This is a genomic window from Variovorax sp. P4_B11, assembly GCF_056402355.1.
Window position 1 is genome coordinate 15,231 of the sequence record NZ_JBFUHO010000009.1, and the last position, 26,861, is coordinate 42,091.

Below are 26,861 nucleotides of genomic sequence, written 5' to 3' on the forward strand. Positions count from 1 at the left end.
GACACACCCGATGGAATCCCTACAAGCCAGACACTTCCTGCTGATCCTCCTGTCGGCCGCCGCCCTGCTGGCCACCGGCCAGGCGAGCGCGCAACAACAGCGGCCGATCCGGCTGATCGTGCCCTATGCCGCGGGCGGGCCGATCGACGTCACGGCGCGGGTGCTGGCCGAGCGCGTCAAGGACTCGCTGGGCACCGTCATCATCGACAACAAGCCCGGCGCCGGCGGCAACATCGGTGCCGACGCCGTGGCCAAGGCCGCGCCCGACGGCCTGACGATCGGCATCGCGGCCACCGCCACCAACGCGGTCAACCCCTGGCTCTACGCCAGGATGCCCTTCAACGCCGCGACCGACTTCGCGCCGGTGACGCAGATGGTGCGGGTGCCCAACGTGCTGGTCATGAATGCCGAGACCGCGCAACGGCTGAAGATCAACACGCTGGCCGACTTGATCGCCTACGGCAAGGCCAACCCGGGCAAGCTCAACTACGGCAGCGGCGGCAACGGCAGTGCCGGGCACCTGGCGGGCGAGATGTTCAAGAAGGAAGCCGGCATCTTCGCGGTCCACATCCCGTACAACGGCGGCAACCCGGCGCAGCTCGCGCTGCTGTCGGGCCAGGTCGACTTCAATTTCGACAACCTGGCAACGGCAGCGCCGAACATCCGCTCGGGCAAGCTGAAGGCGATCGCGGTCACGACCGCGAAGCGCAGCAGCGCGCTGCCGGAGGTGCCGCCCGTGGCAGACACGCTCAAGGGCTTCGCGATCGACACCTGGTGGGGCCTGGTGGCGCCGGCCGGCACGCCGCCCGACGTGGTCGCCAAGCTCAACCACGCCTTCGTCGCCGCGCTCGACTCGCCGGAGACCAAGACCCGCTTCGCATCGCTGCTCGCGGAACCGGTCGCCAGCACGCCCGATCAGTTCGGCGCCTTCATGAAGAGCGAACTGGCCAAGTACGAAAAAGTCGTGAAAGCGACCGGCGCAAAGGTCGACTGACCACGCCGACGCGGCCGGCGAAGCCTGGCCCCTTCGTGAAACACCGCGGAACCGGCTTTGCCGGGCCGCTGGTGTTGCCCCCGGTAGGGGGTGGGCGGGCTACACGAAGTGAGCCCAACCTGGGGGCGAGCAACTACTCCCCAAGGTACGCAGCGCGTACCTTGGGGTCGCTGAGCATGATCTTGGCGTCGCCGCTCATGGTGATCAGGCCCGACTCCATCACGTAGCCGCGGTCGGCCAGCTGCAGTGCGCGGCTGGCGTTCTGCTCGACCAGCAGCACCGTGACACCCTGGTCGTAGACCTGCTTCACGACCTCGAAGATCTTGTCGACCATGATCGGCGACAGGCCCATCGAGGGCTCGTCGAGCAGCAGCACCTTGGGGCGCGCCATCAGCGCGCGGCCCATGGCGAGCATCTGCTGCTCGCCGCCCGACATGGTGCCGGCCAGCTGCGTGGCGCGCTCCTTCAGCCGCGGAAAGGTTGCGAAGACGCGATCGATGTCCTTCGCGATCTCGGCCTTGTCCTTGCGGATGTAGGCGCCGATCTGCAGGTTCTCGGTGATCGTCATGCGCGTGAACACGCCGCGGCCCTCGGGCACCATCACCAGGCCCTCGCCGACCAGGTCCCAGGCGCCGCGGCCCTTGATGCTCTTGCCGAGGAACTCGATGTCGCCGCCGAGGAAGGGCAGCGTGCCGGTGATGGCCTTCATGGTGGTGGTCTTGCCAGCACCGTTGGAACCGATCAGCGACACCAGCTCGCCCTCGCGGACCTCGAAGTCGATGCCCTTGACGGCCTGGATGCCGCCGTAGGCGACCTTGACGCCGCTCACCTTCAACAATGTCTGTGCCATCAGTGTCCTCCCGTGCCGAGGTAGGCCTCGATCACTTTTTCGTTCTTCTGTACGTCCGCCGGCGTGCCCTCGGCGATCTGCTTGCCGTAGTCCAGCACCGTCACGCGATCGCACAGGCCCATCACCAGCTTCACGTCGTGCTCGATCAGCAGGATGGTGCGGTTGTCCTTGCGGATGCGGTCGATCAGCTCGCGCAGCAACATCTTCTCGGTCGCGTTCATGCCGGCCGCCGGCTCGTCGAGCGCGATCAGCTGGGGGTCGGTGGCCAGCGCGCGGGCGATCTCGAGCCGCCGCTGGTCGCCGTAGGACAGCGTGCGGGCCTTGTAGTCGGCGAACTTGCCGATGCCGACGTACTCGAGCAGCTCGTGCGCGCGCTCGGCGATCGCAGCTTCCTCGGCCTTGAATCCCGGCGGGCGGAAGATCGCGCCGAAGACGCCCGAATGGGTGCGCACGTGGCGCCCCACCATCACGTTCTCGAGCGCGGTCATTTCCGCGAACAGGCGGATGTTCTGGAAGGTGCGCGCGATGCCGGCCTTGGCGACCTCATGGACCGCGGTCGGCTGGTAGGGCTTGCCGGCCAGCTCGAAGCTGCCGCTGTCGGGCGCGTAGAGCCCGGTGATGACGTTGAAGAAGGTGGTCTTGCCGGCGCCGTTGGGGCCGATCAGCCCGTAGACCTGGCCGCGCAGGATCTTGATGCCGACATCGGAGAGGGCCTGCAGGCCGCCGAAGCGCTTGGAAATGCCGCGGACGTCGAGGATGGTTTCTGTCATGTTGCGTCCCTGGCTCACGGATTGATCGACATCGGACGCGAGGCGGCACCGGGCACTTCATCGGCCGGCGTCTCGATCCCCGGCGCTGCCGCCGGCATGCCCGAGGCCGGCTGCACGCCCCTGCGTGCCAGCGACTTGCCGTGATCCGGCGAGGGCCAGAGGCCGCGCGGCCGCACCAGCATGATGATGATCATCGCCAGCGCGATGAACAACTGGCGCAGGATCGAGGCGTCGAGCCGGCCGCCGGTCATCGACTGCAGCGGCGCGGCGACGTAGCGCAGCACCTCGGGCAGCGCGGACAGCAGGATCGCCCCCAGGATCACACCCGGCAAGTGGCCGATGCCGCCCAGCACCACCATCGAGACGATCATCACCGACTCCATCAGGCTGAAGGACTCGGGCGAGACGAAGCCCTGGAAGGACGCGAACATCGCGCCGGACACGCCGCCGAAGCTGGCACCCATGGCGAAGGCCAGCAGCTTCATGTTGCGGGTGTTGATGCCCATCGCCTTGGCGGCGATCTCGTCCTCGCGGATCGCCATCCAGGCGCGGCCGATGCGCGAGAGCTGCAGCCGGTGCGAGATGAGGATCGTGAAGACCACGAACATCAGGAACAGGTAGTAGTACAGCGTGACCGACGAGATCGTGAAGCCGTCGAACTTGAGCGACTTGCCCAGGTTGAGGCCCCAGAAGTGCACCGGATCGATCGCCGTGATGCCCTTGGGCCCGTTGGTGATGTTGACCGGATGGTCCAGGTTGTTCAGGAACACCCGGATGATCTCGCCGAAGCCGAGCGTCACGATCGCCAGGTAGTCGCCGCGCAGCTTGAGCGTCGGCGCGCCCAGCAGCGCGCCGAACAGGCCGGCCACCAGCAGCGCCAGCGGCACCACCACCACCAGCGACACGTGCAGCCCGTTCGGGAACATCGCCTTGATGGCCGGGAAGGTGTCGGTCAGGTGCGGCGACCCCAGCAGCGCGAACAGGTAGGCCCCGATCGCGAAGAAGGCCACGTAGCCGAGGTCGAGCAGGCCGGCATAGCCGACCACGATGTTGAGGCCGAGCGCCAGCATCACGTAGAGCAGGGCGATGTCGCAAATCCGGACCCAGGCATTGCCCTGGGTCTGCAGCAGCAGCGGCAGTGCGAGCACCAGAACGATGCCCACGGCGTACAGGAAGGTGTTCTTGCTGTTCTTCATCGCGTGCTCCTCAGGCCCGGTCCGCCACACGCTCGCCGAGCAGGCCCGAGGGCCGTAGCGTGAGCATGATGATCAGCACGATGAAGGCGAAGATGTCGCTGTAGTGGCTGCCCAGCACATCGCCCGTCAGCGCCCCGATGTAGCCCGAGCCGATGGCCTCGATCAGCCCCAGCAGGATGCCGCCGACCACCGCCCCGGCGAGGTTGCCGATGCCGCCGAACACCGCCGCCGTGAAGGCCTTGAGCCCGGGGATGAAGCCCATCGCGTGCTGCGCGATGCCGTAGTTGGACGCGTACATCACGCCCGCGACCGCCGCCAGCACGGCGCCGATGATGAAGGTGGCCGAGATCACCATGTCCGGGCGGATGCCCATGAGGGCGGCCACGCGCGGGTTCTCGGCGGTGGCGCGCATCGCGCGGCCGAGCTTGGTGTAGTTGACCAGCCAGGTGAGGATCGCGAGGCAGATCGCCGTCACGCTGAGGATCATCACCTGGGTCGGCGAGATCACTGCGCCGCCGATGTGGATCGGCGTGGTCGACAACAGGTTCGGATACGCCTTGTTGGTCGGCTTCCAGATGATCATCGCCAGCGTCTGCAGCAGGATCGACATGCCGATGGCGGTGATCAGCGGCGCCAGCTTGGGGCTGTTGCGCAGCGGCCGGTAGGCCACCTTCTCGATCACGAAGTTGAGCGTGGCGGCGACCACGCAGGCGATCAGCAGCGCGATCAGCAGGATCAGCCAGCCCGGCGTGCCGGGCATCGACTCCTGCATGAGGCCGATGATGCTCCAGCTGGTCAGTGCCCCGACCATCAGAACTTCCCCGTGCGCGAAATTGATGAGGTTGATGATGCCGTACACCATGGTATAGCCCAAGGCTATCAAGGCGTACATGCTGCCCAGAACCAGACCGTTGATGATCTGCTGCAGCAAGATGTCCATAACGAGAATCCCTTTTTGTGTTGACGCCCTCGAGAGGCGCCCGGCTGACCCGGCGCACTGGATAGGGCGCTAGGCTTCACTTAGCAAAAAACCCGCCAGCATGTGTCGACGGCGGGTTTGTGGCGGGATTGTAATTTCGCGGGAGCGCCCATCTGGTGCGCTTTCGACGGGGTTTTCCCGCTGGCGCACATTCGAAGTGCAGCGGTGGCGCAAGGAAGTATCGGCGCCGATGCAGGGCGGTATCAGCCTGCAGCGTCCTTGTTCCGATTTCGCAGTTCGCGCAGCTTTTCCGCAATGCGGATTTCGAGCCCCCGTTCCACCGGGCGGTAGAAGCCGGGCGCATCGAGGCCGTCGGGAAGATAGGTCTCGCCGGCAGCGAATCCGCCCTCCTCGTCATGCGCATAGCGATAGCCCTTGCCGTAGTCGAGCTGCTTCATCAGCGTCGTCGGCGCGTTGCGCAGATGCATCGGCACCGGCCGCGTGCCGTCCGACTTGATGAAGGCCTTGACCTCGTTGTACGCCTTGTAGACTGCGTTCGACTTCGGCGCCACCGCGAGGTAGACCACGCACTGGGCCAGCGCCAGTTCGCCTTCCGGGCTGCCGAGCCGCTCGTAGACCTCGGCCGCATCGAGCGCGAGCCGCAGCGCGCGCGGGTCGGCCAGGCCGATGTCCTCGCTCGCCATGCGCACCAGCCGGCGCGCCATGTAGCGCGGATCGGCACCGCCGTCGAGCATGCGCACGAACCAATACAGTGCCGCATCGGGGTCGCTGCCGCGCACCGACTTGTGCAGCGCCGAAATGGTGTCGTAGAACTGCTCGCCGCCCTTGTCGTAGCGCCGCAACCGCTCGCCGAGCACGCGCAGCAGCCAGGCATCGGTGATGTTGTCGAGCTTCTCGGCGCCGGCGGCGACCGCCAGCGTCTCCAGCGTATTGAGCAGTCGCCGGGCATCGCCGTCGGCATAGGCGACCAGGCGGTCGACCGCCTCGGCGGCGATCGCCGGCACCGCCTGGATGTCCTGCGCCCGTTCGACGATCTTCTTGAGATCGGCCTCGGCGAGCGGCTGCAGCACGTAGACCGCGGCCCGCGACAGCAGCGCCGAATTGACCTCGAAGGAAGGGTTCTCGGTGGTCGCGCCGATGAAGGTGAACAGGCCCGACTCGACGTGCGGCAGGAAGGCATCCTGCTGGCTCTTGTTGAAGCGATGGACCTCGTCGACGAAGACGATGGTGCGGCGCTGCTCGAGTCCGTCGCGTGCCGAGAGGGCGCGCTCGACCGCGTCTCGGATGTCCTTCACGCCGCCGAGCACTGCGCTGATGCTCAGGAACTGGGCATCGAAGGCGTCCGCCATCAGGCGCGCGATGGTCGTCTTGCCGACGCCGGGCGGGCCCCAGAGGATGCACGAATGCGGCTGGCCGGACTCGAAGGCGATGCGCAAGGGCATGCCGGGGCCCAACAGGTGCTGCTGCCCGATCACCTCGCCGAGGGTGCGCGGGCGAAGACGTTCGGCAAGGGGAGTGTGGGTACGGGTGGCCATCGGAAACATAGTGTCGCCCCGGATCCTAGCCGTGCGGGCTTGAGATGCCCGCGCAAGGCGCCGAAGGCGCGCTACTGGCGAATCACGTCGGCACCGACCGGCACCTTGAACTGGAAAGTCGACGGCGGCAACGACGGGTTGACCTCGACCTTGCCGAACTTGAGCACCGAGCGCTGGCCGAAGCTGTCGAGGATCTCGAGCGCCGACAGCGCTTCGCCCTGGAAGCCGAGCTGCACACTCTGGAGTTGCCCGTCCTTGCTCTTGGGCGTTGCCTTGACCCACTGCAATCCGTCGCGCTCAGGTCCGGCTTCGAGCGTGAAGTCGGCCTGCAGCGCGCGCAGGTCGGGCGCCGCCGCGATCAGCGCCGCGGGCGTGGAACCCAGCGCCTGCGCCTGCTTGCGCTGCGTGACCTGATTCAGGTCGGCATCGTAGACCGACAGCGTCTCGCCGTCGGCGACGATGCTCTGGACGAAGGGCTTCTCGTAGTCGAACCTGAACTTGCCCGGCCGCTGGAATTCGAAGCGGCCGGTCGAGACCTTGGGGCGCGACGCCTGGCCGTCCTTCGGCGGTGCCGTCACGGTCTGGGTGAACCCGGCGCGACCCGACTTCACGGTCTTCACGAAGGCCTCGAGGCTCTCCATGCCGCCGGCCCACGCACCGGCCACGGTCACGGCGAACAAGGCGCCCACGACCAGCTTCTTCATCGTCATCTTCGACCCGTTCATTCCGTCCTTGCAGGCACCAGGATCTCGCGCTGGCCGCTGCCGCTCATCGCGCTCACCAAGCCCGCGTTCTCCATGTCCTCGACCAGCCGCGCCGCGCGGTTGTAGCCGATCTTCAAGTGGCGCTGAACCAGCGAGATGCTGGCCTTGCGGTGCTTCAGCACGACCTCGACCGCCTGGTCGTACATCGGGTCCTTCTCGCCGCCCTCGCCGCCGCCCTCGCCCAGCACGTCGCCGTCGCCATCGACGGTACCGCCTTCGAGCACGCCCTCGATGTAGTCCGGCTCCCCTTGCGACTTGAGGTAGGCGACCACACGGTGCACTTCCTCGTCGCTCACGAAAGCGCCATGGACGCGCACCGGCAAGCCGGTGCCGCTCGGCATGTAAAGCATGTCGCCCATGCCCAGCAGCGCCTCGGCGCCCATCTGGTCGAGGATGGTGCGGGAGTCGATCTTGCTCGACACCTGGAAGGCGATGCGGGTCGGGATGTTGGCCTTGATCAGGCCGGTGATCACGTCCACGCTGGGCCGCTGGGTCGCCAGGATGAGGTGGATGCCGGCCGCCCGCGCCTTCTGCGCCAGCCGGGCGATCAGCTCTTCGATCTTCTTGCCGACCACCATCATCAGGTCGGCCAGTTCGTCGATCACGACCACGATGTGCGGCTCGCGTTGCAGCGGCTCCGGACTGTCGGGCGTCAGGCTGAACGGGTTGTAGATGAACTCCTCGCGCGCCTTCGCCTCGTCGATCTTGACGTTGTAGCCGGCCAGGTTGCGCACGCCGAGCTTGCTCATGAGCTTGTAGCGCCGCTCCATCTCGGCCACGCACCAGTTCAGGCCGTGCGCGGCCTGCCGCATATCGGTCACCACCGGTGCCAGCAGGTGCGGGATGCCTTCGTAGACCGACATCTCGAGCATCTTGGGGTCGATCATCAACAGGCGCACGTCACGCGCCTCGGCCTTGTACAAGAGGCTCAGGATCATCGCGTTGATGCCGACCGACTTGCCGGAGCCCGTGGTGCCCGCCACCAGCACGTGAGGCATTTTCGCCAGGTCGGCGACCACCGGATTGCCGATGATGTCCTTGCCCAGGCCCATCGTGAGCATCGACTTGCCCTCGTTGTAGACCTGCGAGCCGAGGATTTCGCTGAGCTTGATCGACTGCCGCTTGGCGTTCGGCAATTCGAGCGCCATGTAGTTCTTGCCCGGGATCGTCTCGACCACCCGGATCGACACCAGCGACAGCGATCGCGCCAGGTCCTTGGCAAGTCCGACGATCTGCGAGCCCTTGACGCCGGTGGCCGGCTCGATCTCGTAGCGCGTGATGACCGGACCCGGCGAGGCCAGCACCACGCGCACCTCGACGCCGAAGTCCTTGAGCTTCTTCTCGATCATCCGGGAAGTCATCTCGAGCGTGTCGGGCGACACGGTTTCCTGGCGCATCTGCGCGGCGTCGAGCAGGTCGACCTGCGGCAGCTTGCTGTCGGGCAGTTCGCGGAACAGGGGCTTCTGGCGTTCCTTTGCCACGCGATCGCTCTTCGGCACCTCGGCCAGCGCCGGTTCGATCTGGACCGGCGGCGACGGTGCGCGCCGCTTGGGCCGAGGCAGGATGCGCAGCTCTTCATCGGGCACCTCCGGCTCGGGCCCGGTGTCGACCGCGGACAGTTCCTCGCGCTCGCGCACCGCCTGCTTGCCCATCGCGATGTCCTGCGCGATCTCGCGCTTTTCGCGCCGCGACTCGAACAGCGAATACAGGCGCGTGCCGATGCGTTCGGCGATCTGGCCCCAGGAGAAGCGGAACACCAGCGCCGAGCCGATCACGCCGCCGGCGATCGCGATCAGGGCCGAGCCGGTGAAGCCCATCCACTTGACGCTGGCCGGCCCGACGAGGTAGCCGAGCACCCCGCCGCCATGCCCCGGCAGGCGGAACTCGAGCCGATACAGCCGCGACCATTCGAGCACCGCGCTGGCGCAGAGCAGCAGGATCAGCCCGAACCAGAAGGCCAGGCGGCTGCGGTTGAAAGGTCCGCGCGGCGTCTGTTCGCCCGCCGCCGCCTCGCCGCCCCGCATCCAGCCGGCCAGCGAGGACAGCCAGACGCGCAGGCCGGCCGCCAGGCACCACCAGACCGAGTAGCCGGCCAGGAAATAGCTGGCATCGGCCAGCCAGGCGCCGATGCGGCCGCCCCAGTTCTTGACTTCGCCGCCGGTGCCCGAGGTCGACCAAGCGGCGTCCGAGGGCGTGAAGCTCAGCATCGCGAGCAGCCAGAACAGCAGCACCACGAAGCCGGCGATCAGCGTGATCTCGTGGGCGAATCGCATCGCGCGCAGTCGCACCGGCTGCGGCTCGCCCGATGAGGAGTTTTGAAGAGTATTGAGCGAATAGGTCATGAAAGGCACGCCGTGCAGCCCGCGGGGGCGGGCTGGAGATCCGGCAAAACTACAACGAAAACGCCCACGGCCGCATTGTCGGGGCGGGCGACGTCGTGGCCGGCCCGCGACGCCGCCGGCCAGCCTGTCAGGTGAGCGATGAAAGTCGTTCCTTGACGATCATCGAGCCATCGATCTGCGTCTGGACGAAGCCACGCTCTTCGAGATCCTTCATGACGCGGCTGACCATCTCGCGCGAGGCGCCGACCATCTTGGCCAGATCCTGCCGCGAGATCTTGTCGCGCACCTTGAGGTTGCCTTCGCCATCGTCGACCGCGAATTCGAGCAGCGAACGGGCGACACGGCCATAGACGTCCATCAGTGCCAGCGACTCGATCTTGCGATCGGCATGGCGCAGGCGCGCCACCAGGCCACGCATGATGTTGTAGGACATCGAGGAATTCTCGGGCAGACAGCGCGCGAAGGCCTCCCGGTCGAGCATCAGGACGTCGGTCTGGATCTCGGTGCGCACGGTGGCCGAATGCGGCTCATCGTCGATCATGCTCATCTCGCCGACGTAGTCGCCCGGCTGCAGAGTGGCGAGGATGACCTCCCGCCCGCGGCTGTCGGTGCTCATGACGCGGGCCCGCCCGGTCAGGATGATGTAGAGCGCATCCGACTTCTTGCCCTGTTCGACCACCACCTCGGCACGCTTGAAACGCTTCTTGACGATCGCGTCGGCGATGCTCGCGGACTGGGCAGGTGTCAGCGCTGCGAACAACGGCACGCGACGGAGCAATTCAAGATTGGACAGCATCGACATTCATCAATCCCCGATTTGGCGCGATTGCATCATCGATGGATTCATACAATCGCGCCCATTGAAAGGAGCCGCCATCCGGGCTTGAACCGAACGGTGATACTCCATATCTATAAAACACCCTGAAAATGTACACGCTGCTGCAGCGTCAATCCTAGGTTTTCTACTCATGTCATCCACTCCGCACGCTAAGGTTCTCATTCTCGGCTCCGGCCCGGCCGGTTATACCGCGGCAGTCTACGCCGCCCGCGCCAATCTCGAACCCATGCTGATCACCGGCATGGCCCAGGGCGGGCAGCTCATGACGACGACCGACGTCGACAACTGGCCGGCCGATGTCCACGGCGTGCAGGGGCCCGACCTGATGCAGCGCTTCCTGGAGCACGCCGAGCGCTTCAAGACCCGAATCGTCTTCGACCATATCAACAAGGTCGACTTCAGCAAGCGCCCCTTTACCCTGACCGGCGACAGCGGCACCTACACCTGCGACGCGCTGATCATCGCCACCGGCGCCTCGGCCAAGTACCTGGGGCTCGAATCCGAGCAGCACTTCATGGGCCGCGGCGTCTCGGGCTGCGCTACCTGCGACGGCTTCTTCTACCGCGAACAGGAAGTCTGCGTCATCGGCGGCGGCAACACCGCGGTCGAGGAAGCGCTGTACCTGTCGAACATTGCCAGCAAGGTCACGCTGGTGCACCGGCGCGACAAGTTCCGCGCCGAGCCGATCCTGATCGACAAGCTGCACGCCAAGGTCGCCGAAGGCAAGATCGAGCTCAAGGTCCACAACACGCTGGACCAGGTGCTGGGCGACGATTCGGGCGTGACCGGCATCCGGCTCAAGAACACCCAGACCGGCGCCACCGAGGATCTACGGCTCAAGGGCTGCTTCATCGCCATTGGCCACCACCCCAACACCGACATCTTCCAGGGCCAGCTCGAGATGAAGGACGGCTACATCCTGACCCGCTCGGGCCTGCAGGGATTCGCGACGATGACCAGCGTGCCGGGCGTGTTCGCCGCCGGCGACGTGCAGGATCATGTCTATCGCCAGGCGATCACCAGCGCCGGAACCGGCTGCATGGCCGCACTGGACGCCCAGCGCTTTTTGGAACAATAGCTCGCCCCCAGGTTGCCCGCACTTCGTGTCGGGCGCCCACCCCCTGCCGGGGGCAACACCAGCGGCCCGGCGAAGCCGGTTCCGCGGTGTTTCACCAACGGGCCTGGCTTCGCCGGCCTGTTTGGATGCTTTTGGCATATAATCCAAGGCTTTGCCGAATTTGACGCCCTGCGTCGGTCGGTGATATCGGGGTACCGCCACCCGTTTCTGGCGAGGTCAAGCTGCAAACCACCCACGCAACCCTGCTGCGTTGCTTTGGTGCCAGCTGTTCAAGAAAGAGTGTCCACATGGCACGCGTCTGCGAAGTCACGGGCAAAGGCCCGATGGTCGGAAACAATGTTTCCCACGCCAACAACAAAACCAAGCGCCGGTTCCTGCCGAACCTGCAATACCGTCGTTTCTGGGTCGAAACGGAAAACCGCTGGGTTCGCCTGCGGGTTTCGAGCGCTGCCCTGCGCCTGATCGACAAGAACGGCATCGACGCCGTGCTCGCAGACCTGCGCGCACGCGGCCAAGCCTAAGGAGCTGAATCATGGCAACGAGCAAAGGCGGACGCGAGAAGATCAAGCTGGAATCCACCGCGGGTACCGGCCATTTCTACACGACCAGCAAGAACAAGAAGACGATGCCTGAAAAGATGTCGATCATGAAGTTCGACCCGAAGGCGCGCAAGCACGTCGAATACAAGGAAATCAAGCTGAAGTAATTCGGCGCTTTCCAATAAAAAACCCGCTGCGATCCAGCGGGTTTTTTGTTGCCTGCCTCGGCCTTCCTTGCGGGCACAAAAAAGCCGGCTCGGAAGCCGGCTTTTCACGAGACGCGAATGCGCGGTCGTTATCCGCGGGCGGCCCGCAGACGGGTCGAAAACTCGCGCAAACCGGCAATGCCACTGGCCTCGGCGCGGTGGCACCAGGCCGCCAGGTCGGCAGCCAACTGCTCACGCGAATGCGAGGTGTTGAGCCACAGCTGGCGCAGCTCTTCGCGCATGGTCACCATCTTGTCGAGCACCGGGTGGGCGGCACGTGCCTGGACCAGGTTCGAGCGCACGGCAGCGGGCACCTTGTCGTCGTCGCGGTGCAGCCAGTTCTTGGCCGCCTTGAGCGCCGACAGGTCGGCCCCCTTGGCCTTGAGCTGTGCCAGCTCGACGCGGGTGGCGCGGCGCATTTCGCGCGCATAGCCGGCCATCACTTCGTAGCGGTTGGCGATCACGGCCTCGAGGGTCTTCTCGTTGGCCACCGGCACCACGTCGCCCATCTGCATCTTGGGCGGCAGCTTCTTGACCTTGGCCCAGCCGATCTTCTGCATCAGGCTGATGTAGACCCAGCCGATGTCGAACTCGTACTTCTTGACCGAGAACTTGGCCGAGGTCGGGTAGGTGTGGTGGTTGTTGTGCAGCTCTTCGCCGCCAATGATGATGCCCCACGGAATCAGGTTGGTGCTGGCATCGGCGGCTTCGAAGTTGCGGTAGCCCCAGTAGTGGCCGATGCCATTGACGACGCCGGCGGCCCAGAACGGAATCCAGAGCATCTGGACGGCCCACACGGTCAGGCCGAGCATGCCGAACAGGGCGACATTGAGAATCAGCATCAGGCCCACGCCCTGCCAGCTGTAGCGCGTGTACAGGTTGCGCTCGATCCAGTCGTCGGGCGTGCCGTGGCCGAAACGCTCCATCGTTTCCTTGTTCTTCGATTCCTTGCGGTACAGCTCGGCGCCGCGCCACATGACTTCGTCGATACCCTTGACCTGCGGGCTGTGGGGGTCGTCCACGGTTTCGCACTTGGCGTGGTGCTTGCGGTGGATGGCCACCCATTCCTTGGTCACCATGCCGGTGCCCAGCCAAAGCCAGAAGCGGAAGAAATGCGAGGGGATCGGGCCCAGATCCATGGCCCGGTGCGTTTGCGTCCGGTGCAGGAAGATCGTGACCGCCGCGATCGTGATGTGCGTGGTGACGAGCGTGTACAGCACGACTTGCCACCATGTGAGGTCCCACAAGCCGTTTCCGAGCCAATCGATGGCCGCGCTCAGTACGGCAGAGTCAGGAAGCAACATTGAAATCAGTACTCCATGGCCACACGAAGGTGCAGCCTCTAGGTAACACGCGATTTTAAAGGTTGGGGCCTGGAAAGGGGCCTAAATCCTTGATTTATCGCAAGTTTTCCCACGCTTTGGAGCCTGCGGCCTATTTTCGGTTCCACACGGCGGCAAAAAAGCCGTCGGTGGCGTGGCGATGGGGCCAGAGCCGAAGGTAGCGCGTCCCGCTTTCGCCGCCCGCGCACAGGGTCTCGGCGCCCGCCACCTTGAGGCCGGCCAGCAGTTCCGACGCGTCCTGCAGCTCGAAATCCGGGTTGGCGGCGCCGAAGGCCTCGGCGATGGCCTCGTTCTCTTCCGGCAGCACGCTGCAGGTGGCGTAGACCAGCCGGCCACCCGATTTCACCAGCCGGGCCGCACTCTGCAGGATCGCCGCCTGCTTGACCGTCAGTTCCTGCACCGATTGCGGCGACTGGCGCCATTTCAGGTCCGGATTGCGCCGCAGGGTGCCGAGCCCCGAACACGGCGCGTCGACCAGCACCCGGTCGATCTTGCCGGCCAGCCGCTTGATGCGGTCGTCGCGCTCGTGGGCGATGGCCGCCGGATGCACGTTCGACAGGCCGCTGCGGGCCAGCCGCGGCTTGAGGGCGTCGAGGCGATGGGCCGAGGTGTCGAAGGCATAGAGCCGCCCGGTGTTGCGCATGGTGGCGCCGATGGCCAGGGTCTTGCCGCCGGCGCCGGCGCAGAAATCGACCACCATCTCGCCGCGCTTGGCGTCCAGCAGCAGGGCCAGCAACTGGGAACCCTCGTCCTGCACCTCGACCGCACCGCGGGTGAAGGCATCGAGCTTGTTCAGAGCGGGCTTGCCGTCGATGCGCAGGCCCCAGGGCGAGAACGGCGTGGGGACCGCCTTGATCGCCGCCTTGGCCAGTTCCTTCTGGACCTCTGGCCGCTTGTCGCTGAGGGCGTTGACCCGGAGGTCGAGCGGCGCCGGCTGCTGCAGGCTTTCCACCAACGGCCAGAACTGGTCGCCCAGCTGCGCCTTGAGCGGCGCCACCAGCCATTCGGGCAGGTTGTGACGATGCCGTTCGAGCAGGTCGTCGGGCTTGACGGCATCGCAGTTGTCGAGCCAGCGCTTCTCGGTGTCATTGAGCGCGCTCTTGAGGAAGTCGCGCGGGCCATGGAAGCCGAGGATCGCCATCCGCCGCTCCTTCGGCCCGCTGCCGGAGGGCGACAGGTGGTCGAACAGCAGCTTCTTGCGCAGCACCGTGTAGACGGTCTCGGCCAGGGTGGCGCGCTCGCGCGGCCCGAATTCGCGATGGTCGCGGAAGAAGCGCGAAACGACCTGGTCGGCCGGGTGATCGAATTTCAGAACCAGGCCGACCAGGTCGGCGGTGGCGTCAAGCAGGGCTTTGGGGTGCATCCCCGCATTGTCTCAGTCAAGTACATGGCCCCCACGCTCCGTCACTTCGTGTACTCGCTCCCCCCCGAGGGGGCCGCAGGCCGCCTTGGGGCGGCCCGGCGCCGGCCTGGTCGCGCGCTCCCCTCAGGATGAGACGGCGGTTCGGGCCCAGATCGCGCCGAAGGCCTGGCGCTCGATCTGCTCCAGAGTCGGCGAATGGCCGGCCCACAAGACCAGCACGGCGCCCGGCAGGCCCAAGGTCTGCTCGAGCTGGCGGCACAGCTGCCAACGCTCGTCGTCGCTCATTTGCGGCAATTCGAGGAACAGCACGTAGGCGCGCCGCCAAGGGAATTCGCGCAGGTTCTTGCGTACCAGCCAGGCCCGCCAGACCGGGATGCAGCGCACCAGATCGGCCCGCAGTTCGCCGAGCTCGAACTCGCTCAGGTCGTGGCGCGCGATCTGGGCGAAGAAGGGCGTGGCGGTGATCTCTTCCCAGGCGCGTTGCTCGGCCTCCTCCGCCGTCCTGGCCCGCTCGCGCCAGAGCTTGAGCGCGCGCTCGTCGTGCCCGCCGGCATCCGGGTCCTCGAGCAGGCCGACCGCCGTCTTGGCGGCCCACCAGCGGCTGGCCATGCTCGATTCGTGCAGGCGCTCCAGCACCGCGAGGCGCGCGCCGCGGTCGCGGGCCGGCAACAGCTGCGCCAGGCCGCGCAGGGCGCCCGGATGGTTGTCGGTCAGTTGCAGGGCGCGCTCATAGAGGCCGCGAACCTCGGCCGATGCATCGAGCCGACGCGCGCAGTCGGCCCACTCGACCATCTCGTCGGCGTTGTTGCGGCCGGCGCTGGCGGCCAGGACGGCGACCCGCTCGCGCACCCGGACCAGGTAAGCATGGTGCTGCTTCCAGTCGTTGGCATGGTCTCGGCGCCATTCGCTGTCGAAATGGGCGGTCCATCGGGGTGCATCGGCGAGCATCCCCAGCGCCGATTTCGCCGACCAGGACGGCAGGACGGGCTTCTCTTCGAGCGCTTCGAGCCGATCGCGCAGCACCGGGTGGGTGTCATCGACATCGCTGACGCTGCGTAGCGCGCCGCGCAGCGCCGAGCGCGCGAAATCCGGCGCCATCGGCGCGCGCAGCTGCGGCGCCATCGCCGAGAACGGGCCGACCGGGATCGGCTCGTCGACCGCCCGCGACCAGTGCGCGGGCCAGAAATTCTCGGCGTACCAGGCGCTCTTGACCACGATCTCGGTCAGCGCGCCGGCCACCACCCGGGTGCCGAGAAGGCGAGCAGCGACGCGATCGGCCTCGTACTCGTCCTGCCGCGCCAGCGCGAAGGTCTTGGCGGCGAAACGCGGAAAGTACCAGCGGAAGAAGGCCTGCGAGGCGAAGGCCATCACGCCCTCGTCGCGCTGGAAGCTGGCGTCCAGCTTGAGCCACGACATCCGCGTGCGATAGATCCAGGCGCTCAGCTTGCCGTGATTGCCGCGCAGATGCCCGTATTCGTGGGCCAGCACCGACAGCAGGCGCCGGCGGTCCAGCGCCATCAGCAGCGGCAGGCCGACGCTGAGATGGTTGACCGCACCGCCGAAGAGCCCGAAGCGCGGCAACTGCCGGATGCTGGCGTTGAACTCGCTGTCGAGGTAGACGCGGTGCACCGGCGGGCCGTCGATCCGTTTCCGAATGCGGTCCAATGCCTCGAACAGCGCTGGCGCGTCCTCGCGCTCCAGGGCCACGCCCTCGGGCTCGTCGAAGCTCACCCACAGGGCGCGCAGCGTGGCCCACAAGAGGCCGAGCGCGAACAGCAGCAGCCAGCCACGGCTGAAGTTGAAGCGCCCGCCGTGTGCCAGCCCGCCGACCACCCAGGCGATGATGCCCATCGCCAGCGCCAGGCAGGCGATCACCCAGAGGTAGCCCAGGGCGGCGAAGATCGCGACGCCGCGCCGGTAGCCGCTGCTGTCGTCGGCGCTGGCATGCTCGCTCAAGCGCACGAGATGAACAAAATCCGCCCTATCCATCCCGACCTTTCAGTTCCACCAAGGAAACACACAGCGTGAACGACGACGACCTGCCACCCCTGATCGAGACCCCGCCCGGGCGCTACCGCCACTACAAGGGCGGCGAGTACGAAGTCCTGGGCACCGTGCGGCACAGCGAGACGCTGGAGCCGATGACGCTCTACCGCGCGCTCTACGGCGAGCGCGGGCTCTGGGTGCGCCCGGCCGCCATGTTCGGCGGCCGCGTGGACATCGACGGCTCGTCACGGCTGCGCTTCGCGAGGCTCGAAGAATAAAAACCAGACTCCGCGGATTGTGTCATTCTGTTTCTCTGAGCCAAGCCGCAATCGCTTGCGGGTAAACCCGATGTTCGTGCACCAGAACGCGTTCCGCCAGGCTTGCGGCGGTGTCGTCGGGCAGCACCGGCACCACCGCCTGCGCGAGGATCGGCCCATGGTCGAGTTCGACCGTCACCTGGTGCACCGTGAGCCCCGCCACCTTGCAGCCCGCCTCGATCGCACGCTGGTGGGTATGAAGCCCCGGGAACGCCGGCAGCAGCGACGGGTGGATATTGAGCAGCCGGCCGGCGTATCGGGCCACGAAGCCCGGGGTCAGGATGCGCATGAATCCGGCCAGCACGACCAGGGCGGGCGCATGCGCGTCGATGGCCTCGGCCAGCGCGGCGTCGAAATCCTCGCGGCTGGCGAAGTCCTTGTGCGGAACCACCGTGGTGGCGACGCCGTGGGCGCGGGCCCATGCGAGGCCCGCAGCCTCCGGCTTGTTGCTGATGACGGCGGCGACCCGGGCATCGAAGCGGGCGGCCCAGCGCTCCTGCTCGGCGGCCCGCACGATGGCCGCCATGTTCGACCCGCCGCCGGAGATAAGGATCACAATATTCTTCATCGGACGCGGGATTATCCGTGCTGCTTTTCCGAGGCTGCATTGTCGCGGCGCGGACACCCCGGAAGCGCACGACCGTGCTAAAACCGGCGGTTCCGGAGACACGCCGCGTCCGTGGCGGTTCGATTCAACACAGCGAGGCACGCATGGATTTGAGCTTCACGCCCGAAGAACAGAAGTTCCGCGAAGATATTCGCGCCTGGGTCAAAGAAAACCTTCCCCAAGACATCTCGCACAAGGTGCACAACGCGCTCGAACTGACGCGTGACGACCTGCAGCGATGGGCCAAGATCCTCGGCAAGAAGGGCTGGCTGGGCTACGGCTGGCCGAAGGAGTTCGGCGGCCCCGGCTGGACCGCGGTCGAGAAGCACCTGTTCGAGGAAGAGGCCGCGCTGGCCGGCGCGCCGCGCATCATCCCCTTCGGCCCGGTGATGGTGGCGCCGGTGATCATGGCCTACGGCAATGCCGAGCAGCAGAAGCGCTTCCTGCCCGGCATCGCGAGCGGCGAGGTCTGGTGGAGCCAGGGCTACAGCGAACCGGGCTCGGGTTCCGACCTGGCCTCGGTCAAGACCAAGGCCGAGCGCCAGGGCGACAAGTACATCGTCAACGGCCAGAAGACCTGGACCACGCTGGGCCAGTACGGCGAGTGGATCTTCTGCCTGGTGCGCACCAGCAACGAAGGCAAGCCGCAGACCGGCATCAGCTTCCTGCTGGTCGACATGAAGTCCAAGGGCGTCACGGTGCGCCCGATCAAGCTGCTCGACGGCGGCTACGAGGTCAACGAGGTCTTCTTCGACAACGTCGAGGTGCCGGCCGAAAACCTGATCGGCGAGGAGAACAAGGGCTGGACCTACGCCAAGCACCTGCTCTCGCACGAGCGCACCAACATCGCCGACGTCAACCGCGCCAAGCGCGAGCTGGAGCGGCTCAAGCGCCTGGCCAAGAGCGAAGGCGTCTGGGAAGACACCCGCTTCCGCGACGAGATCGCCAAGCTCGAGGTCGACGTGGTCGCGCTCGAGATGCTGGTGCTGCGGGTGCTGTCGGCCGCCACCTCGGGCAAGAACTCGCTCGACATCGCGGGCCTGCTCAAGATCAAGGGCAGCGAGATCCAGCAGCGCTACTCCGAGCTGATGATGCTGGCCGGCGGCCCCTATTCGCTGCCGCTGATCCGCGAGGCGATGGAAGCCGGCTGGCAGGGCAACTTCCCGGGCGGCCACCCCCAGCTGGCACCGCTGGCCTCGACCTACTTCAACATGCGCAAGACCACCATCTACGGTGGCAGCAACGAAGTGCAACGCAACATCGTCGCGCAGACCGTTCTCGGCTGAAGCCGTAGAACGGCCTGCGCTGCGCGCTGAATGTTTGACTCCCCCGCACCCCCTCCGGGAGGGGGCTCCAGCGAGGCTTACGCAAGGATTTGATATGGACTTCAATTTTTCGGACGACCAGCAGCAGCTTCGCGACGCCGTCGCCAAGTGGGTCGAAAAAGGCTACGGCTTCGAGCGCCGCCGCGCCAACGAAGCGGCCGGCGGCTTCTCGCGCGAGGCCTGGGACGAACTGGCCGAGCTCGGCCTGGGCGGCCTCTACATTCCCGAGGACGAGGGCGGCCTGGGCATGGGCCCGGTCGAAGGCATGGTCGTGATGGAAGAGCTGGGCCGCGGCATCGTGCTCGAGCCGCTGGCGCAATCCTTCATCGCCGGCGCGCTGCTGGCCGGACATGCCGATGCCGACACCAAGGACAACTGGCTGCCGCGCATCGCCGGCGGCCAGGCCCTGGTGGTGCTGGCCTACCAGGAGCGCAAGGCGCGCTACCGGCTCGACGTCTGCGAGGCCAAGGCAGAGAAGGCCGGCGACGGCTTCAAGCTGCATGGCACCAAGAGCCTGGTGCCGGCCGGTGACGAGGCCGATGCCTTCCTGGTGCCGGCGCGGCTCGAAGGCCAGATCGCGCTGTTCCTGGTCGAACGGGCCGCCGACGGCGTCGCCGCCCGCGGCTACGGCACGCAGGACGGCAGCCGCGCAGCCGAAGTCGTGTTCGACGGCGCGGCCGCCACGCTGCTGACCCGCGACGGCCTGGCCGCACTCGAATACGGCGTCGACATCGGCATCGCGTCGACCTGCGCCGAAGCCGTCGGCGTGATGGACCAGACGCTCGCGGCCACGGTCGACTACATGAACACGCGCAAGCAGTTCGGCGTCGCGATCGCCACCTTCCAGGCGCTGCGCCACCGTGTCGCCGACATGAAGATGCAGCTCGAGCTGGCCCGTTCGATGAGCTACTACGCCAGCCTGAAGCTCAACGCACCGGCCGCCGAGCGCCGCCTGGCGCTGGCCCGCGCCAAGTACCAGCTCGGCGTCTCGATGCGCTTCGTGAGCCAGCAGTCGGTGCAGCTGCACGGCGGCATCGGCGTGACCGACGAATACATCGGCAGCCACTACTTCCGCAAGCTCACGCAGCTCGAGATGACCTTCGGCGACAGCCTGCATCACCTCGGCGAAGTGTCGGCCCGCATGCAGGACACCGCGGGAGTGTTCGCCTGAACATCCACAGCTGTCCGACCCGATAGCCCCTCGCGCCCGCCGGCCTCGCCGGCGGGCGTTTTCATTGGAGAAAGTCTTTCCATGTACGCTCGCCGCCAACTGATCGCACTCGGCCTTTCCACCGCCATGCTCGCTGCCTGCTCCACCCCTCCCTCGGCCAGCGAGCGGCCGCCGATCGTGTTCGTGCACGGCAACGGTGACTCGGCGGCCCTCTGGCAGACCACGATCTGGCGCTTCGAGTCGAACGGCTGGCCGCGCGAGCGCCTGATCGCGCTCGACCAGCCTTTCCCGCTGGCGCGCGACGACGACGGCGTGGCCCAGCCGGGCCGTAGCTCGACCGCCGAATCGATGGCCTTCCTCCAAGGCGAGGTCGACCGGGTGCTGAAGCGCACCGGCGCCACGAAAGTAGTGCTGATCGGCAACTCGCGCGGCGGCAACACGATCCGCAACTACGTGCAGAACGGCGGCGGCGACCGGGTGGTGAGCCACGTGGTGCTCGGCGGCAATCCGGCGCACGGCATCTGGGCCGTCAAGGGGCGGCTGGAGGGCAGCGAGTTCTCCGGATTGAGCCCTTTCATGCAGCGGCTCAATGCGCCGAAGAACACCGAGGGCCACGAAGTGACGCCCGGCGTGAAATGGCTCACGCTGCGCTCGGACAACAACGACAAGTACGCCCAGCCGGACGGCCTGTGGATCGGCAGCCAGGGCCAGCCGACACGGATCGGATTCGACGGGCCGGCGCTCAAGGGGGCCACGAACCTGGTGCTGCCGCGCGTCGATCACCGCGAGACTTCGTTCTCGCCCGCCGCCTTCGAGGCCACCTGGCGTTTCCTCACCGGCGAGGCGCCGCGCACCCTGCAACCGATGCCTGAAGCCTCCGTGGCACTGTCCGGCAGGGTCACGGGACTGGGCCTCGACCCGGCCAACCCGGCCAGCGGCAGCTTTCCCAACAACCTGGCGCTGACGGGCGCCCGCCTGTCGGTGTTCGCCATCGACCCGGCCACCGGGACCCGGCAGGGGCCGGCGGCCTGGGAACAGACCATCGGTCCGGACGGCCGCTGGGGACCCTTCACGGGCCGACCGGACACCGCCTGCGAGTTCGTGATCGCGGCGCCCGGCTACGCCACCACGCACATCTACCGAAGCGCCTTCCCACGTTCGAGCGGCATCGTCCAGCTGAGCCCGGAACGGATCGCGCAGGCCGACCGCGATGCGCGGGCGCTGGTGATCTTCACACGGCCACGCGGTTATTTCGATGCCGAACGGGACCGGCTTCGCTTCGTTGGCCAGACCACCCTGCCCGGCGTCCCGCCGAAGGGAGCGGGCGTGTCGAGCGCGAAGATCAAGCTCGACAGCGAGGCACCGCGGTCGGTGGAAGCCGAATTCAACGGCGAAAGAGTGGTCGGGCGGACCTGGCCCGCCGCGCAAGGCGAGATCAGCGTCCTCGAGCTGACCTATTGACGCGCGCCCGCTGCGCGACTACCCGTGCAGCCGGGAGCTCTGCGGCAGGTGCGCCATCAGGAACTCCATCTGGTCCGCCAGGATGCGGCGGTTGCGCAGGATGAAGTCCTCCCACAGGCTGGGCACATAGGGCGCATAGAGCAGCGCCATGCCGGCCTGCTCGGGCGTGCGGCTGCTCTTGCGATGGTTGCAGGGCCGGCAGGCCGTCACCACGTTCATCCAGGTGTCGATGCCCTTCTGGGCGAACGGGATGATGTGCTCGCGCGTGAGTTCTTCTTCGTGGAAGTGCCCGCCGCAATAGGCGCAGATGTTGCGGTCGCGCGCGAAAAGCTTGCTGTTGGTGAGTCCCGGGCGCTGCGTGAAGGGATTGATGCGCGGCACGCCCTTGGTGCCGATGATGCTGTTGATCGCGATCTGCGACTGCTGGCCGGTGACCGCGTTGTGGCCGCCACGGAATACAGCCACCTGCGCGCCCACCTCCCACCGGACCTCGTCGGAGGCGTAGTGGATCACCGCCTGTTCGAGCGAAATCCACGATTGGGGCAGCCCTTGGGCCGACAGCTTCAAGACCTTCACCAGACGCCTCCTCAAGCAAAGAGAACCACTGAAAGACCAGGACATGACGCTCGCCCGATGGGCTTGCGCACGACGCAGTGCGTCACAATATACCGGCTTTGTGACAAAAAGGCCCTGATGTGCCCATTCCATGGGCGCAAAGTGCTATCAAAAAGATACCAGACGATGCAGGTTTTCCGGGGTTTCAGGCATCCGGGCGTGGCTCCGGCCTGTGCCCTGACCATTGGCAATTTCGACGGTGTGCACCGTGGCCACCAGGCGATGCTGGGGCTGCTCAACACCGAGGCCCGCCTGCGCGGGCTGCCGAGCTGCGTGTTGACCTTCGAGCCGCACCCGCGCGACTACTTCGCGGCCCTCACCAAGCGGCCCGAGCTGGCGCCGGCGCGCATCGGCACCCTGCGCGACAAGCTCAGCGAACTCGCGGCCGGCGGCGTGGCGCAGACCATCGTGCTGCCCTTCGATGCCCGGCTGGCCTCCCGGACGCCGGAAGAATTCATCCAGCACGTGCTGATCGAGGGCCTGGGCACACGCTACGTGCTGGTCGGCGACGATTTCCGCTTCGGCGCCAAGCGGGCCGGCGACTACGCGATGCTCGATCGCGCCGGCGAGCAGCACGGCTTCGATGTCGCCCGGATGAACAGCTACGAGGTGCACGGCCTGCGGGTGTCGAGTTCGGCGGTGCGCGAAGCGCTGGCCGAAGGGCGGATGGCCGACGTCCAGGCGCTGCTGGGCCGGCCCTATGCCATCTCCGGCCACGTGGTCCACGGCCGCAAGCTGGGCCGTGCGCTGGGGGCCTCGGAACCCGGGCGCGACGATGGCTTCCGGACCCTCAACCTGCGTTTCAAGCACTGGAAACCGGCCGCCAGCGGCATCTTCGCGGTGCTGGTGCATGGCCTGGCCGCGACACCGCTGCCGGGCGTGGCCAACCTCGGCGTGCGGCCCTCGCTGGACGCCAACGACGTCAACGCCGGGCGGGTGCTGCTCGAGACCCACTGCCTCGATTGGCCCGCCGAACTCGGCAGCGAGGGGGCCTACGGTAAAATCGTCCGCGTGGAACTGCTGCACAAACTGCACGACGAATTGCGATACACCAGCCTCGAGGCCCTGACAGCGGGCATCGCGAAGGATGGCCGCGACGCGCGCGCCTTCTTTGCCTCCACCCACGCCGAGACCCATCGCCAGACCACGCGCGACCGAATTTAGAGCGGAACCGTCGCTTTCCGCCGCGTTCGGCCGCCCTGGGAAGCCAGGGGCCGCATGCCCCCCTCGATCCCCGAGCGCTGCCAGGCAGCGCAGATTTCTGGAACTCCCATGGCTGACAACAAGACCGACGGCGCCGCCGACTACCGCGCCACGCTGAACCTGCCCGACACCCCCTTCCCGATGCGCGGCGACCTGCCCAAGCGCGAGCCGGGCTGGGTCAAGGAGTGGAACGAGGAAGGCCTCTACCAGCGTCTGCGCGACGCCCGCCACGGCGCGCCCAAGTTCATCCTGCACGACGGCCCGCCTTATGCCAACGGCCAGATCCACATGGGCCACGCGGTGAACAAGATCCTGAAGGACATGATCACCAAGGCGCGCCAGCTCGAGGGCTTCGACGCGCTCTACGTACCGGGCTGGGACTGCCACGGCCTGCCGATCGAGAACGCGATCGAGAAGAAGTACGGCCGCAACCTGAGCCGCGACGAGATGCAGGCCAAGAGCCGCGCCTACGCCACCGAGCAGATCGCCCAGCAGATGGTCGACTTCCAGCGCCTGGGCGTGCTCGGCGAGTGGGACCATCCGTACAAGACCATGGATTTCGCCAACGAAGCCGGCGAGATCCGCGCCTTCAAGCGCGTGATCGAGCGCGGCTTCGTCTACCGCGGCCTCAAGCCGGTGTACTGGTGCTTCGACTGCGGCTCCTCGCTGGCCGAGTTCGAGATCGAGTACGCGGACAAGAAGTCGCAGACCCTCGACGTCGCCTTCAAGGCGCATGACCCCGCAAAGCTCGCGGCCGCCTTCGGCCTGCCGGCATTGACGAAAGACGCCTTCGCGGTCATCTGGACCACCACCGCCTGGACCATCCCGGCCAACCAGGCCATCAACCTGAACCCCGAGCTCGACTACGCGCTGGTCGACACCGAGCGCGGCCTATTGGTTCTGGCCGCCTCGCTGGTCGAGATGTGCATGAACCGCTATGCGCTCGACGGCACCGTGCTGGTCACGGTCAAGGGCGAGAAACTCGGCGGGCTGGAGTTCGAGCATCCGCTGTACGACGTCGACGCCGGCTTCCGCCGCCTGTCGCCGGTCTACCTGGCCGACTACGCGACCGCCGACGACGGCACCGGCCTGGTCCACTCCTCGCCGGCCTACGGGGTGGACGACTTCAACTCCTGCATCGCGCACGGCGTGGCGTACGACGACATCCTGAATCCGGTGCAGGGCAACGGCTCGTACGCGCCCGACTTCCCGCTGTTCGGCGGCCAGAACATCTGGAAGGCCGTGCCGGTCATCATCCACGCGCTGCGCGATGCCGGCCGCCTGCTGGCGACCGAGCAGATCAGCCACAGTTACCCGCACTGCTGGCGCCACAAGACGCCGGTGATCTACCGCGCGGCGGCCCAGTGGTTCATCCGCATGGACGAGGGCGAAGGCGTGTTCACCAAGGACAAGGCGCCGCAGACGCTGCGCCAGACCGCGCTGGCCGCGATCGAAGAGACCACCTTCTATCCGGAGAACGGCAAGGCGCGGCTGCACGACATGATCGCCAACCGGCCCGACTGGTGCATCAGCCGGCAGCGCAGCTGGGGCGTGCCGATCCCCTTCTTCCTGCACAAGGACTCGGGCGAGCTGCATCCGCGCACGATGGAGATCCTCGACCAGGCCGCGGCCATCGTCGAGCAGGGCGGCATCGAGGCCTGGAGCCGCGTGACCACCGAGGAGATCCTCGGTGCCGAAGACGCGCCGCTCTACACAAAGAGCACCGACATCCTCGAGGTCTGGTTCGACTCGGGCTCGACCTTCTATCACGTGCTGCGCGGCACCCACCCGAACGTGCACCACGCCACCGGTCCCGAGGCCGACCTGTACCTCGAAGGCCATGACCAGCATCGCGGCTGGTTCCACTCGTCGCTGCTGCTCGCCAGCGCGCTCGAAGGCCGCGCGCCCTACCGCGGCCTGCTGACGCACGGCTTCACGGTCGACAGCCAGGGCCGCAAGATGAGCAAGTCGCTCGGCAACGGCATCGACCCGCAGGAAGTGAACAAGAAGCTCGGCGCCGAGATCACCCGCCTGTGGGTGGCCGCGAGCGACTACTCGGGCGACATCGCGGGCGACGACAAGATCCTGGCGCGCGTGGTGGATGCCTATCGGCGGATCCGCAATACGCTGCGCTTCCTGCTGGCCAACACCAGCGACTTCGACATCGCGAAGGACGCGGTGCCGCTCGGCGAGTTGCTCGAGATCGACCGCTATGCGCTCGCCCGGGCGGCGCAGTTCCAGGCCGAGATCCTCGCGCACTACAAGGTCTACGAATTCCACCCCGTGGTGGCCAAGCTGCAGGTGTACTGTTCCGAGGACCTCGGCGCTTTCTACCTGGACGTGCTCAAGGACCGGCTCTACACCACCGCCCCCGGCTCGCACGCGCGCCGCAGCGCCCAGACCGCGCTCTGGCACATCACGCAGGCGATGCTGCGCTGGATGGCGCCGTTCCTCAGTTTCACGGCCGAGGAAGCATGGAAGTTCTGCGGCGACGGCCGCTCGATCTTCGTCCAGACCTACAGCGACCTCGGCACGCCCGACGAAGCGCTGCTGGCGAAGTGGACCCGCCTCCGCGAGATCCGCGATGCGGTCAACAAGGAGATCGAGACCGTGCGCACCGCCGGCCAGGTCGGCTCCTCGCTGCAGGCCAACGTGACGATCACCGCACCGGCCGACGACCATGCACTGCTGGCTTTGCTGGGCGACGACCTGAAATTCGTCCTGATCACCTCGGCGGTCGAACTGGCCGCCGGCGACGCGCTGTCGGCACAAGTGACGGCGAGTGCCGCGGCCAAGTGCGAGCGCTGCTGGCACTGGCGCGACGACGTCGGCCATGACCCGGCCCACCCGGGCCTGTGCGGCCGCTGCACCAGCAACCTGTACGGCGCCGGAGAGCAAAGGATGCTCGCCTGATGGCCCGCAAACCTTCGGGCAAGTCGGGCCTGGGGATCTGGCCCTGGCTCGGCCTCGCGCTGGTGATCGTGATCGTCGACCAGTTCACCAAGACGCTGATCCTGGGCTACTACAAGTACGGCGACGTGACCTACGTCACCAGCTTCTTCAACGTGGTCCGGGCCCACAACACCGGCGCGGCATTCTCGTTCCTGGCCGATGCGGCCGGCTGGCAACGCTGGTTTTTCACCGCCATCGGGGTCGCGGCGGCGGTGTTCATTATCTGGATGCTGAAGTCGCATGCCGGCCAGAAGCTGTTCTCGTTCTCGATGGCCGCCATCCTGGGCGGCGCCGTCGGCAACGTGATCGACCGGATGATGCACGGCTACGTGGTCGACTTCCTCGACTTCCACATCGCCGGGCGCCACTTTCCGGCCTTCAACGTCGCCGACAGTGCCATCACCCTCGGCGCCATCTGCCTGATCCTCGACGAACTCCGGCGCGTCCGAAGGAAGTAGCCGCGGCC

Annotated in this window: 24 protein-coding genes; 11 read left to right on the forward strand and 13 right to left on the reverse strand. The window is 66.8% G+C overall.

Annotated features, from left to right (window positions below):
* Positions 1 to 10: 10 nt before the first annotated feature.
* The gene (locus AC1DYD_RS11315; protein ID WP_478172832.1) at positions 11 to 994 is read left to right on the forward strand and encodes a Bug family tripartite tricarboxylate transporter substrate binding protein; all 984 of its coding nucleotides are present in this window, start codon (positions 11 to 13) and stop codon (positions 992 to 994) included.
* Positions 995 to 1,127: 133 nt separating this feature from the next.
* On the opposite strand, the gene AC1DYD_RS11320 is transcribed toward AC1DYD_RS11315, so the two are convergent.
* The 8 genes from AC1DYD_RS11320 to AC1DYD_RS11355 all read right to left on the reverse strand — a co-directional run bounded on the left by AC1DYD_RS11320 (position 1,128) and on the right by AC1DYD_RS11355 (position 10,193).
* Positions 1,128 to 1,844 (reverse strand): ABC transporter ATP-binding protein, encoded by a 717-nt coding sequence (locus AC1DYD_RS11320; protein WP_478172833.1) that lies wholly within the window; start codon positions 1,842 to 1,844, stop codon positions 1,128 to 1,130.
* Positions 1,844 to 2,614: an ABC transporter ATP-binding protein gene (locus AC1DYD_RS11325; protein ID WP_478172834.1), complete on the reverse strand. Its 771-nt coding sequence runs from the start codon at positions 2,612 to 2,614 to the stop codon at positions 1,844 to 1,846. The genes AC1DYD_RS11320 and AC1DYD_RS11325 overlap by 1 nt, the downstream gene beginning before the upstream one ends.
* 14 nt (positions 2,615 to 2,628) lie before the next feature.
* Positions 2,629 to 3,810 (reverse strand): branched-chain amino acid ABC transporter permease, encoded by a 1,182-nt coding sequence (locus AC1DYD_RS11330; protein WP_478172835.1) that lies wholly within the window; start codon positions 3,808 to 3,810, stop codon positions 2,629 to 2,631.
* Positions 3,811 to 3,820: 10 nt separating this feature from the next.
* A complete protein-coding gene (locus tag AC1DYD_RS11335; RefSeq protein WP_478172836.1) occupies positions 3,821 to 4,750 on the reverse strand; it encodes a branched-chain amino acid ABC transporter permease in 930 nt (309 codons plus the stop codon).
* A gap of 242 nt (positions 4,751 to 4,992) precedes the next feature.
* Positions 4,993 to 6,285, reverse strand: a complete 1,293-nt coding sequence (locus AC1DYD_RS11340; protein WP_478172837.1) for a replication-associated recombination protein A — start codon at positions 6,283 to 6,285, stop codon at positions 4,993 to 4,995.
* Positions 6,286 to 6,356: 71 nt separating this feature from the next.
* On the reverse strand, positions 6,357 to 6,989 hold the full coding sequence (lolA, locus tag AC1DYD_RS11345; protein ID WP_478172838.1) for an outer membrane lipoprotein periplasmic chaperone LolA: 633 nt from the start codon (positions 6,987 to 6,989) through the stop codon (positions 6,357 to 6,359).
* A 17-nt stretch (positions 6,990 to 7,006) separates the two neighbouring features.
* Complete coding sequence (locus AC1DYD_RS11350; RefSeq protein WP_478172839.1) at positions 7,007 to 9,391, reverse strand: DNA translocase FtsK; 2,385 nt, start codon at positions 9,389 to 9,391, stop codon at positions 7,007 to 7,009.
* A gap of 127 nt (positions 9,392 to 9,518) precedes the next feature.
* Positions 9,519 to 10,193 (reverse strand): Crp/Fnr family transcriptional regulator, encoded by a 675-nt coding sequence (locus tag AC1DYD_RS11355; protein WP_478172840.1) that lies wholly within the window; start codon positions 10,191 to 10,193, stop codon positions 9,519 to 9,521.
* Positions 10,194 to 10,359: 166 nt separating this feature from the next.
* Between AC1DYD_RS11355 and trxB the strand changes: the two genes are divergently transcribed.
* The 3 genes from trxB to rpmG all read left to right on the forward strand — a co-directional run bounded on the left by trxB (position 10,360) and on the right by rpmG (position 12,013).
* Complete coding sequence (trxB, locus tag AC1DYD_RS11360) at positions 10,360 to 11,307, forward strand: thioredoxin-disulfide reductase (protein WP_478172841.1); 948 nt, start codon at positions 10,360 to 10,362, stop codon at positions 11,305 to 11,307.
* 287 nt (positions 11,308 to 11,594) lie between these two features.
* Positions 11,595 to 11,828, forward strand: coding sequence for a 50S ribosomal protein L28 (gene rpmB, locus AC1DYD_RS11365; protein ID WP_028251282.1), 234 nt, complete (start codon positions 11,595 to 11,597; stop codon positions 11,826 to 11,828).
* A gap of 11 nt (positions 11,829 to 11,839) precedes the next feature.
* Positions 11,840 to 12,013, forward strand: a complete 174-nt coding sequence (rpmG, locus tag AC1DYD_RS11370) for a 50S ribosomal protein L33 (RefSeq protein ID WP_007830291.1) — start codon at positions 11,840 to 11,842, stop codon at positions 12,011 to 12,013.
* 128 nt (positions 12,014 to 12,141) lie between these two features.
* Here rpmG and AC1DYD_RS11375 read toward each other — a convergent pair whose 3' ends face one another.
* The 3 genes from AC1DYD_RS11375 to AC1DYD_RS11385 all read right to left on the reverse strand — a co-directional run bounded on the left by AC1DYD_RS11375 (position 12,142) and on the right by AC1DYD_RS11385 (position 16,747).
* Entirely contained in the window at positions 12,142 to 13,356 is a 1,215-nt protein-coding gene (locus AC1DYD_RS11375) for a DesA family fatty acid desaturase (protein ID WP_478172842.1), read from the reverse strand.
* A gap of 130 nt (positions 13,357 to 13,486) precedes the next feature.
* Positions 13,487 to 14,758 (reverse strand): RsmB/NOP family class I SAM-dependent RNA methyltransferase, encoded by a 1,272-nt coding sequence (locus AC1DYD_RS11380; RefSeq protein ID WP_478172843.1) that lies wholly within the window; start codon positions 14,756 to 14,758, stop codon positions 13,487 to 13,489.
* 123 nt (positions 14,759 to 14,881) lie between these two features.
* The gene (locus tag AC1DYD_RS11385) at positions 14,882 to 16,747 is read right to left on the reverse strand and encodes a M48 family metallopeptidase (protein WP_478172844.1); all 1,866 of its coding nucleotides are present in this window, start codon (positions 16,745 to 16,747) and stop codon (positions 14,882 to 14,884) included.
* 35 nt (positions 16,748 to 16,782) lie between these two features.
* Here AC1DYD_RS11385 and AC1DYD_RS11390 point away from each other — a divergent pair, with 35 nt between their 5' ends.
* Positions 16,783 to 17,022 (forward strand): DUF1653 domain-containing protein, encoded by a 240-nt coding sequence (locus tag AC1DYD_RS11390; protein ID WP_478172845.1) that lies wholly within the window; start codon positions 16,783 to 16,785, stop codon positions 17,020 to 17,022.
* Positions 17,023 to 17,044: 22 nt separating this feature from the next.
* Here the strand turns inward: AC1DYD_RS11390 and purN are convergent, their stop codons facing one another.
* On the reverse strand, positions 17,045 to 17,629 hold the full coding sequence (purN, locus tag AC1DYD_RS11395; RefSeq protein WP_478172846.1) for a phosphoribosylglycinamide formyltransferase: 585 nt from the start codon (positions 17,627 to 17,629) through the stop codon (positions 17,045 to 17,047).
* Positions 17,630 to 17,772: 143 nt separating this feature from the next.
* Between purN and AC1DYD_RS11400 the strand changes: the two genes are divergently transcribed.
* From AC1DYD_RS11400 to AC1DYD_RS11410, 3 genes are all read left to right on the forward strand, one after another.
* Positions 17,773 to 18,954, forward strand: coding sequence for an acyl-CoA dehydrogenase family protein (locus AC1DYD_RS11400; RefSeq protein ID WP_478172847.1), 1,182 nt, complete (start codon positions 17,773 to 17,775; stop codon positions 18,952 to 18,954).
* 94 nt (positions 18,955 to 19,048) lie between these two features.
* Positions 19,049 to 20,164: an acyl-CoA dehydrogenase family protein gene (locus AC1DYD_RS11405; protein WP_478172848.1), complete on the forward strand. Its 1,116-nt coding sequence runs from the start codon at positions 19,049 to 19,051 to the stop codon at positions 20,162 to 20,164.
* Positions 20,165 to 20,245: 81 nt separating this feature from the next.
* A complete protein-coding gene (locus AC1DYD_RS11410) occupies positions 20,246 to 21,625 on the forward strand; it encodes an alpha/beta fold hydrolase (protein ID WP_478172849.1) in 1,380 nt (459 codons plus the stop codon).
* An 18-nt stretch (positions 21,626 to 21,643) separates the two neighbouring features.
* Here the strand turns inward: AC1DYD_RS11410 and AC1DYD_RS11415 are convergent, their stop codons facing one another.
* Positions 21,644 to 22,201, reverse strand: coding sequence for an HNH endonuclease (locus tag AC1DYD_RS11415; RefSeq protein WP_478172850.1), 558 nt, complete (start codon positions 22,199 to 22,201; stop codon positions 21,644 to 21,646).
* A 165-nt stretch (positions 22,202 to 22,366) separates the two neighbouring features.
* On the opposite strand from AC1DYD_RS11415, the gene AC1DYD_RS11420 reads away from it, so the two are divergent.
* From AC1DYD_RS11420 to lspA, 3 genes are all read left to right on the forward strand, one after another.
* Complete coding sequence (locus tag AC1DYD_RS11420; RefSeq protein WP_478172851.1) at positions 22,367 to 23,404, forward strand: bifunctional riboflavin kinase/FAD synthetase; 1,038 nt, start codon at positions 22,367 to 22,369, stop codon at positions 23,402 to 23,404.
* A gap of 108 nt (positions 23,405 to 23,512) precedes the next feature.
* Entirely contained in the window at positions 23,513 to 26,356 is a 2,844-nt protein-coding gene (gene ileS, locus AC1DYD_RS11425; RefSeq protein ID WP_478172852.1) for an isoleucine--tRNA ligase, read from the forward strand.
* Positions 26,356 to 26,853: a signal peptidase II gene (lspA, locus tag AC1DYD_RS11430; RefSeq protein WP_478172853.1), complete on the forward strand. Its 498-nt coding sequence runs from the start codon at positions 26,356 to 26,358 to the stop codon at positions 26,851 to 26,853. Before ileS ends, lspA begins: the two co-directional genes overlap by 1 nt.
* Positions 26,854 to 26,861: the final 8 nt, after the last annotated feature.

Excerpts from the sequence above, each read along its gene's own strand:
- AC1DYD_RS11315 (WP_478172832.1), top strand. The coding sequence starts at position 11 with ATGGAATCCCTACAAGCCAGACACTTCCTGCTGATCCTCCTGTCGGCC.
- AC1DYD_RS11320 (WP_478172833.1), bottom strand. The coding sequence starts at position 1,844 with ATGGCACAGACATTGTTGAAGGTGAGCGGCGTCAAGGTCGCCTACGGC.
- AC1DYD_RS11325 (WP_478172834.1), bottom strand. The coding sequence starts at position 2,614 with ATGACAGAAACCATCCTCGACGTCCGCGGCATTTCCAAGCGCTTCGGC.
- AC1DYD_RS11330 (WP_478172835.1), bottom strand. The coding sequence starts at position 3,810 with ATGAAGAACAGCAAGAACACCTTCCTGTACGCCGTGGGCATCGTTCTG.
- AC1DYD_RS11335 (WP_478172836.1), bottom strand. The coding sequence starts at position 4,750 with ATGGACATCTTGCTGCAGCAGATCATCAACGGTCTGGTTCTGGGCAGC.
- AC1DYD_RS11340 (WP_478172837.1), bottom strand. The coding sequence starts at position 6,285 with ATGGCCACCCGTACCCACACTCCCCTTGCCGAACGTCTTCGCCCGCGC.
- lolA (WP_478172838.1), bottom strand. The coding sequence starts at position 6,989 with ATGAAGAAGCTGGTCGTGGGCGCCTTGTTCGCCGTGACCGTGGCCGGT.
- AC1DYD_RS11350 (WP_478172839.1), bottom strand. The coding sequence starts at position 9,391 with ATGACCTATTCGCTCAATACTCTTCAAAACTCCTCATCGGGCGAGCCG.
- AC1DYD_RS11355 (WP_478172840.1), bottom strand. The coding sequence starts at position 10,193 with ATGTCGATGCTGTCCAATCTTGAATTGCTCCGTCGCGTGCCGTTGTTC.
- trxB (WP_478172841.1), top strand. The coding sequence starts at position 10,360 with ATGTCATCCACTCCGCACGCTAAGGTTCTCATTCTCGGCTCCGGCCCG.
- rpmB (WP_028251282.1), top strand. The coding sequence starts at position 11,595 with ATGGCACGCGTCTGCGAAGTCACGGGCAAAGGCCCGATGGTCGGAAAC.
- rpmG (WP_007830291.1), top strand. The coding sequence starts at position 11,840 with ATGGCAACGAGCAAAGGCGGACGCGAGAAGATCAAGCTGGAATCCACC.
- AC1DYD_RS11375 (WP_478172842.1), bottom strand. The coding sequence starts at position 13,356 with ATGTTGCTTCCTGACTCTGCCGTACTGAGCGCGGCCATCGATTGGCTC.
- AC1DYD_RS11380 (WP_478172843.1), bottom strand. The coding sequence starts at position 14,758 with ATGCACCCCAAAGCCCTGCTTGACGCCACCGCCGACCTGGTCGGCCTG.
- AC1DYD_RS11385 (WP_478172844.1), bottom strand. The coding sequence starts at position 16,747 with ATGGATAGGGCGGATTTTGTTCATCTCGTGCGCTTGAGCGAGCATGCC.
- purN (WP_478172846.1), bottom strand. The coding sequence starts at position 17,629 with ATGAAGAATATTGTGATCCTTATCTCCGGCGGCGGGTCGAACATGGCG.
- AC1DYD_RS11400 (WP_478172847.1), top strand. The coding sequence starts at position 17,773 with ATGGATTTGAGCTTCACGCCCGAAGAACAGAAGTTCCGCGAAGATATT.
- AC1DYD_RS11405 (WP_478172848.1), top strand. The coding sequence starts at position 19,049 with ATGGACTTCAATTTTTCGGACGACCAGCAGCAGCTTCGCGACGCCGTC.
- AC1DYD_RS11410 (WP_478172849.1), top strand. The coding sequence starts at position 20,246 with ATGTACGCTCGCCGCCAACTGATCGCACTCGGCCTTTCCACCGCCATG.
- AC1DYD_RS11420 (WP_478172851.1), top strand. The coding sequence starts at position 22,367 with ATGCAGGTTTTCCGGGGTTTCAGGCATCCGGGCGTGGCTCCGGCCTGT.
- ileS (WP_478172852.1), top strand. The coding sequence starts at position 23,513 with ATGGCTGACAACAAGACCGACGGCGCCGCCGACTACCGCGCCACGCTG.
- lspA (WP_478172853.1), top strand. The coding sequence starts at position 26,356 with ATGGCCCGCAAACCTTCGGGCAAGTCGGGCCTGGGGATCTGGCCCTGG.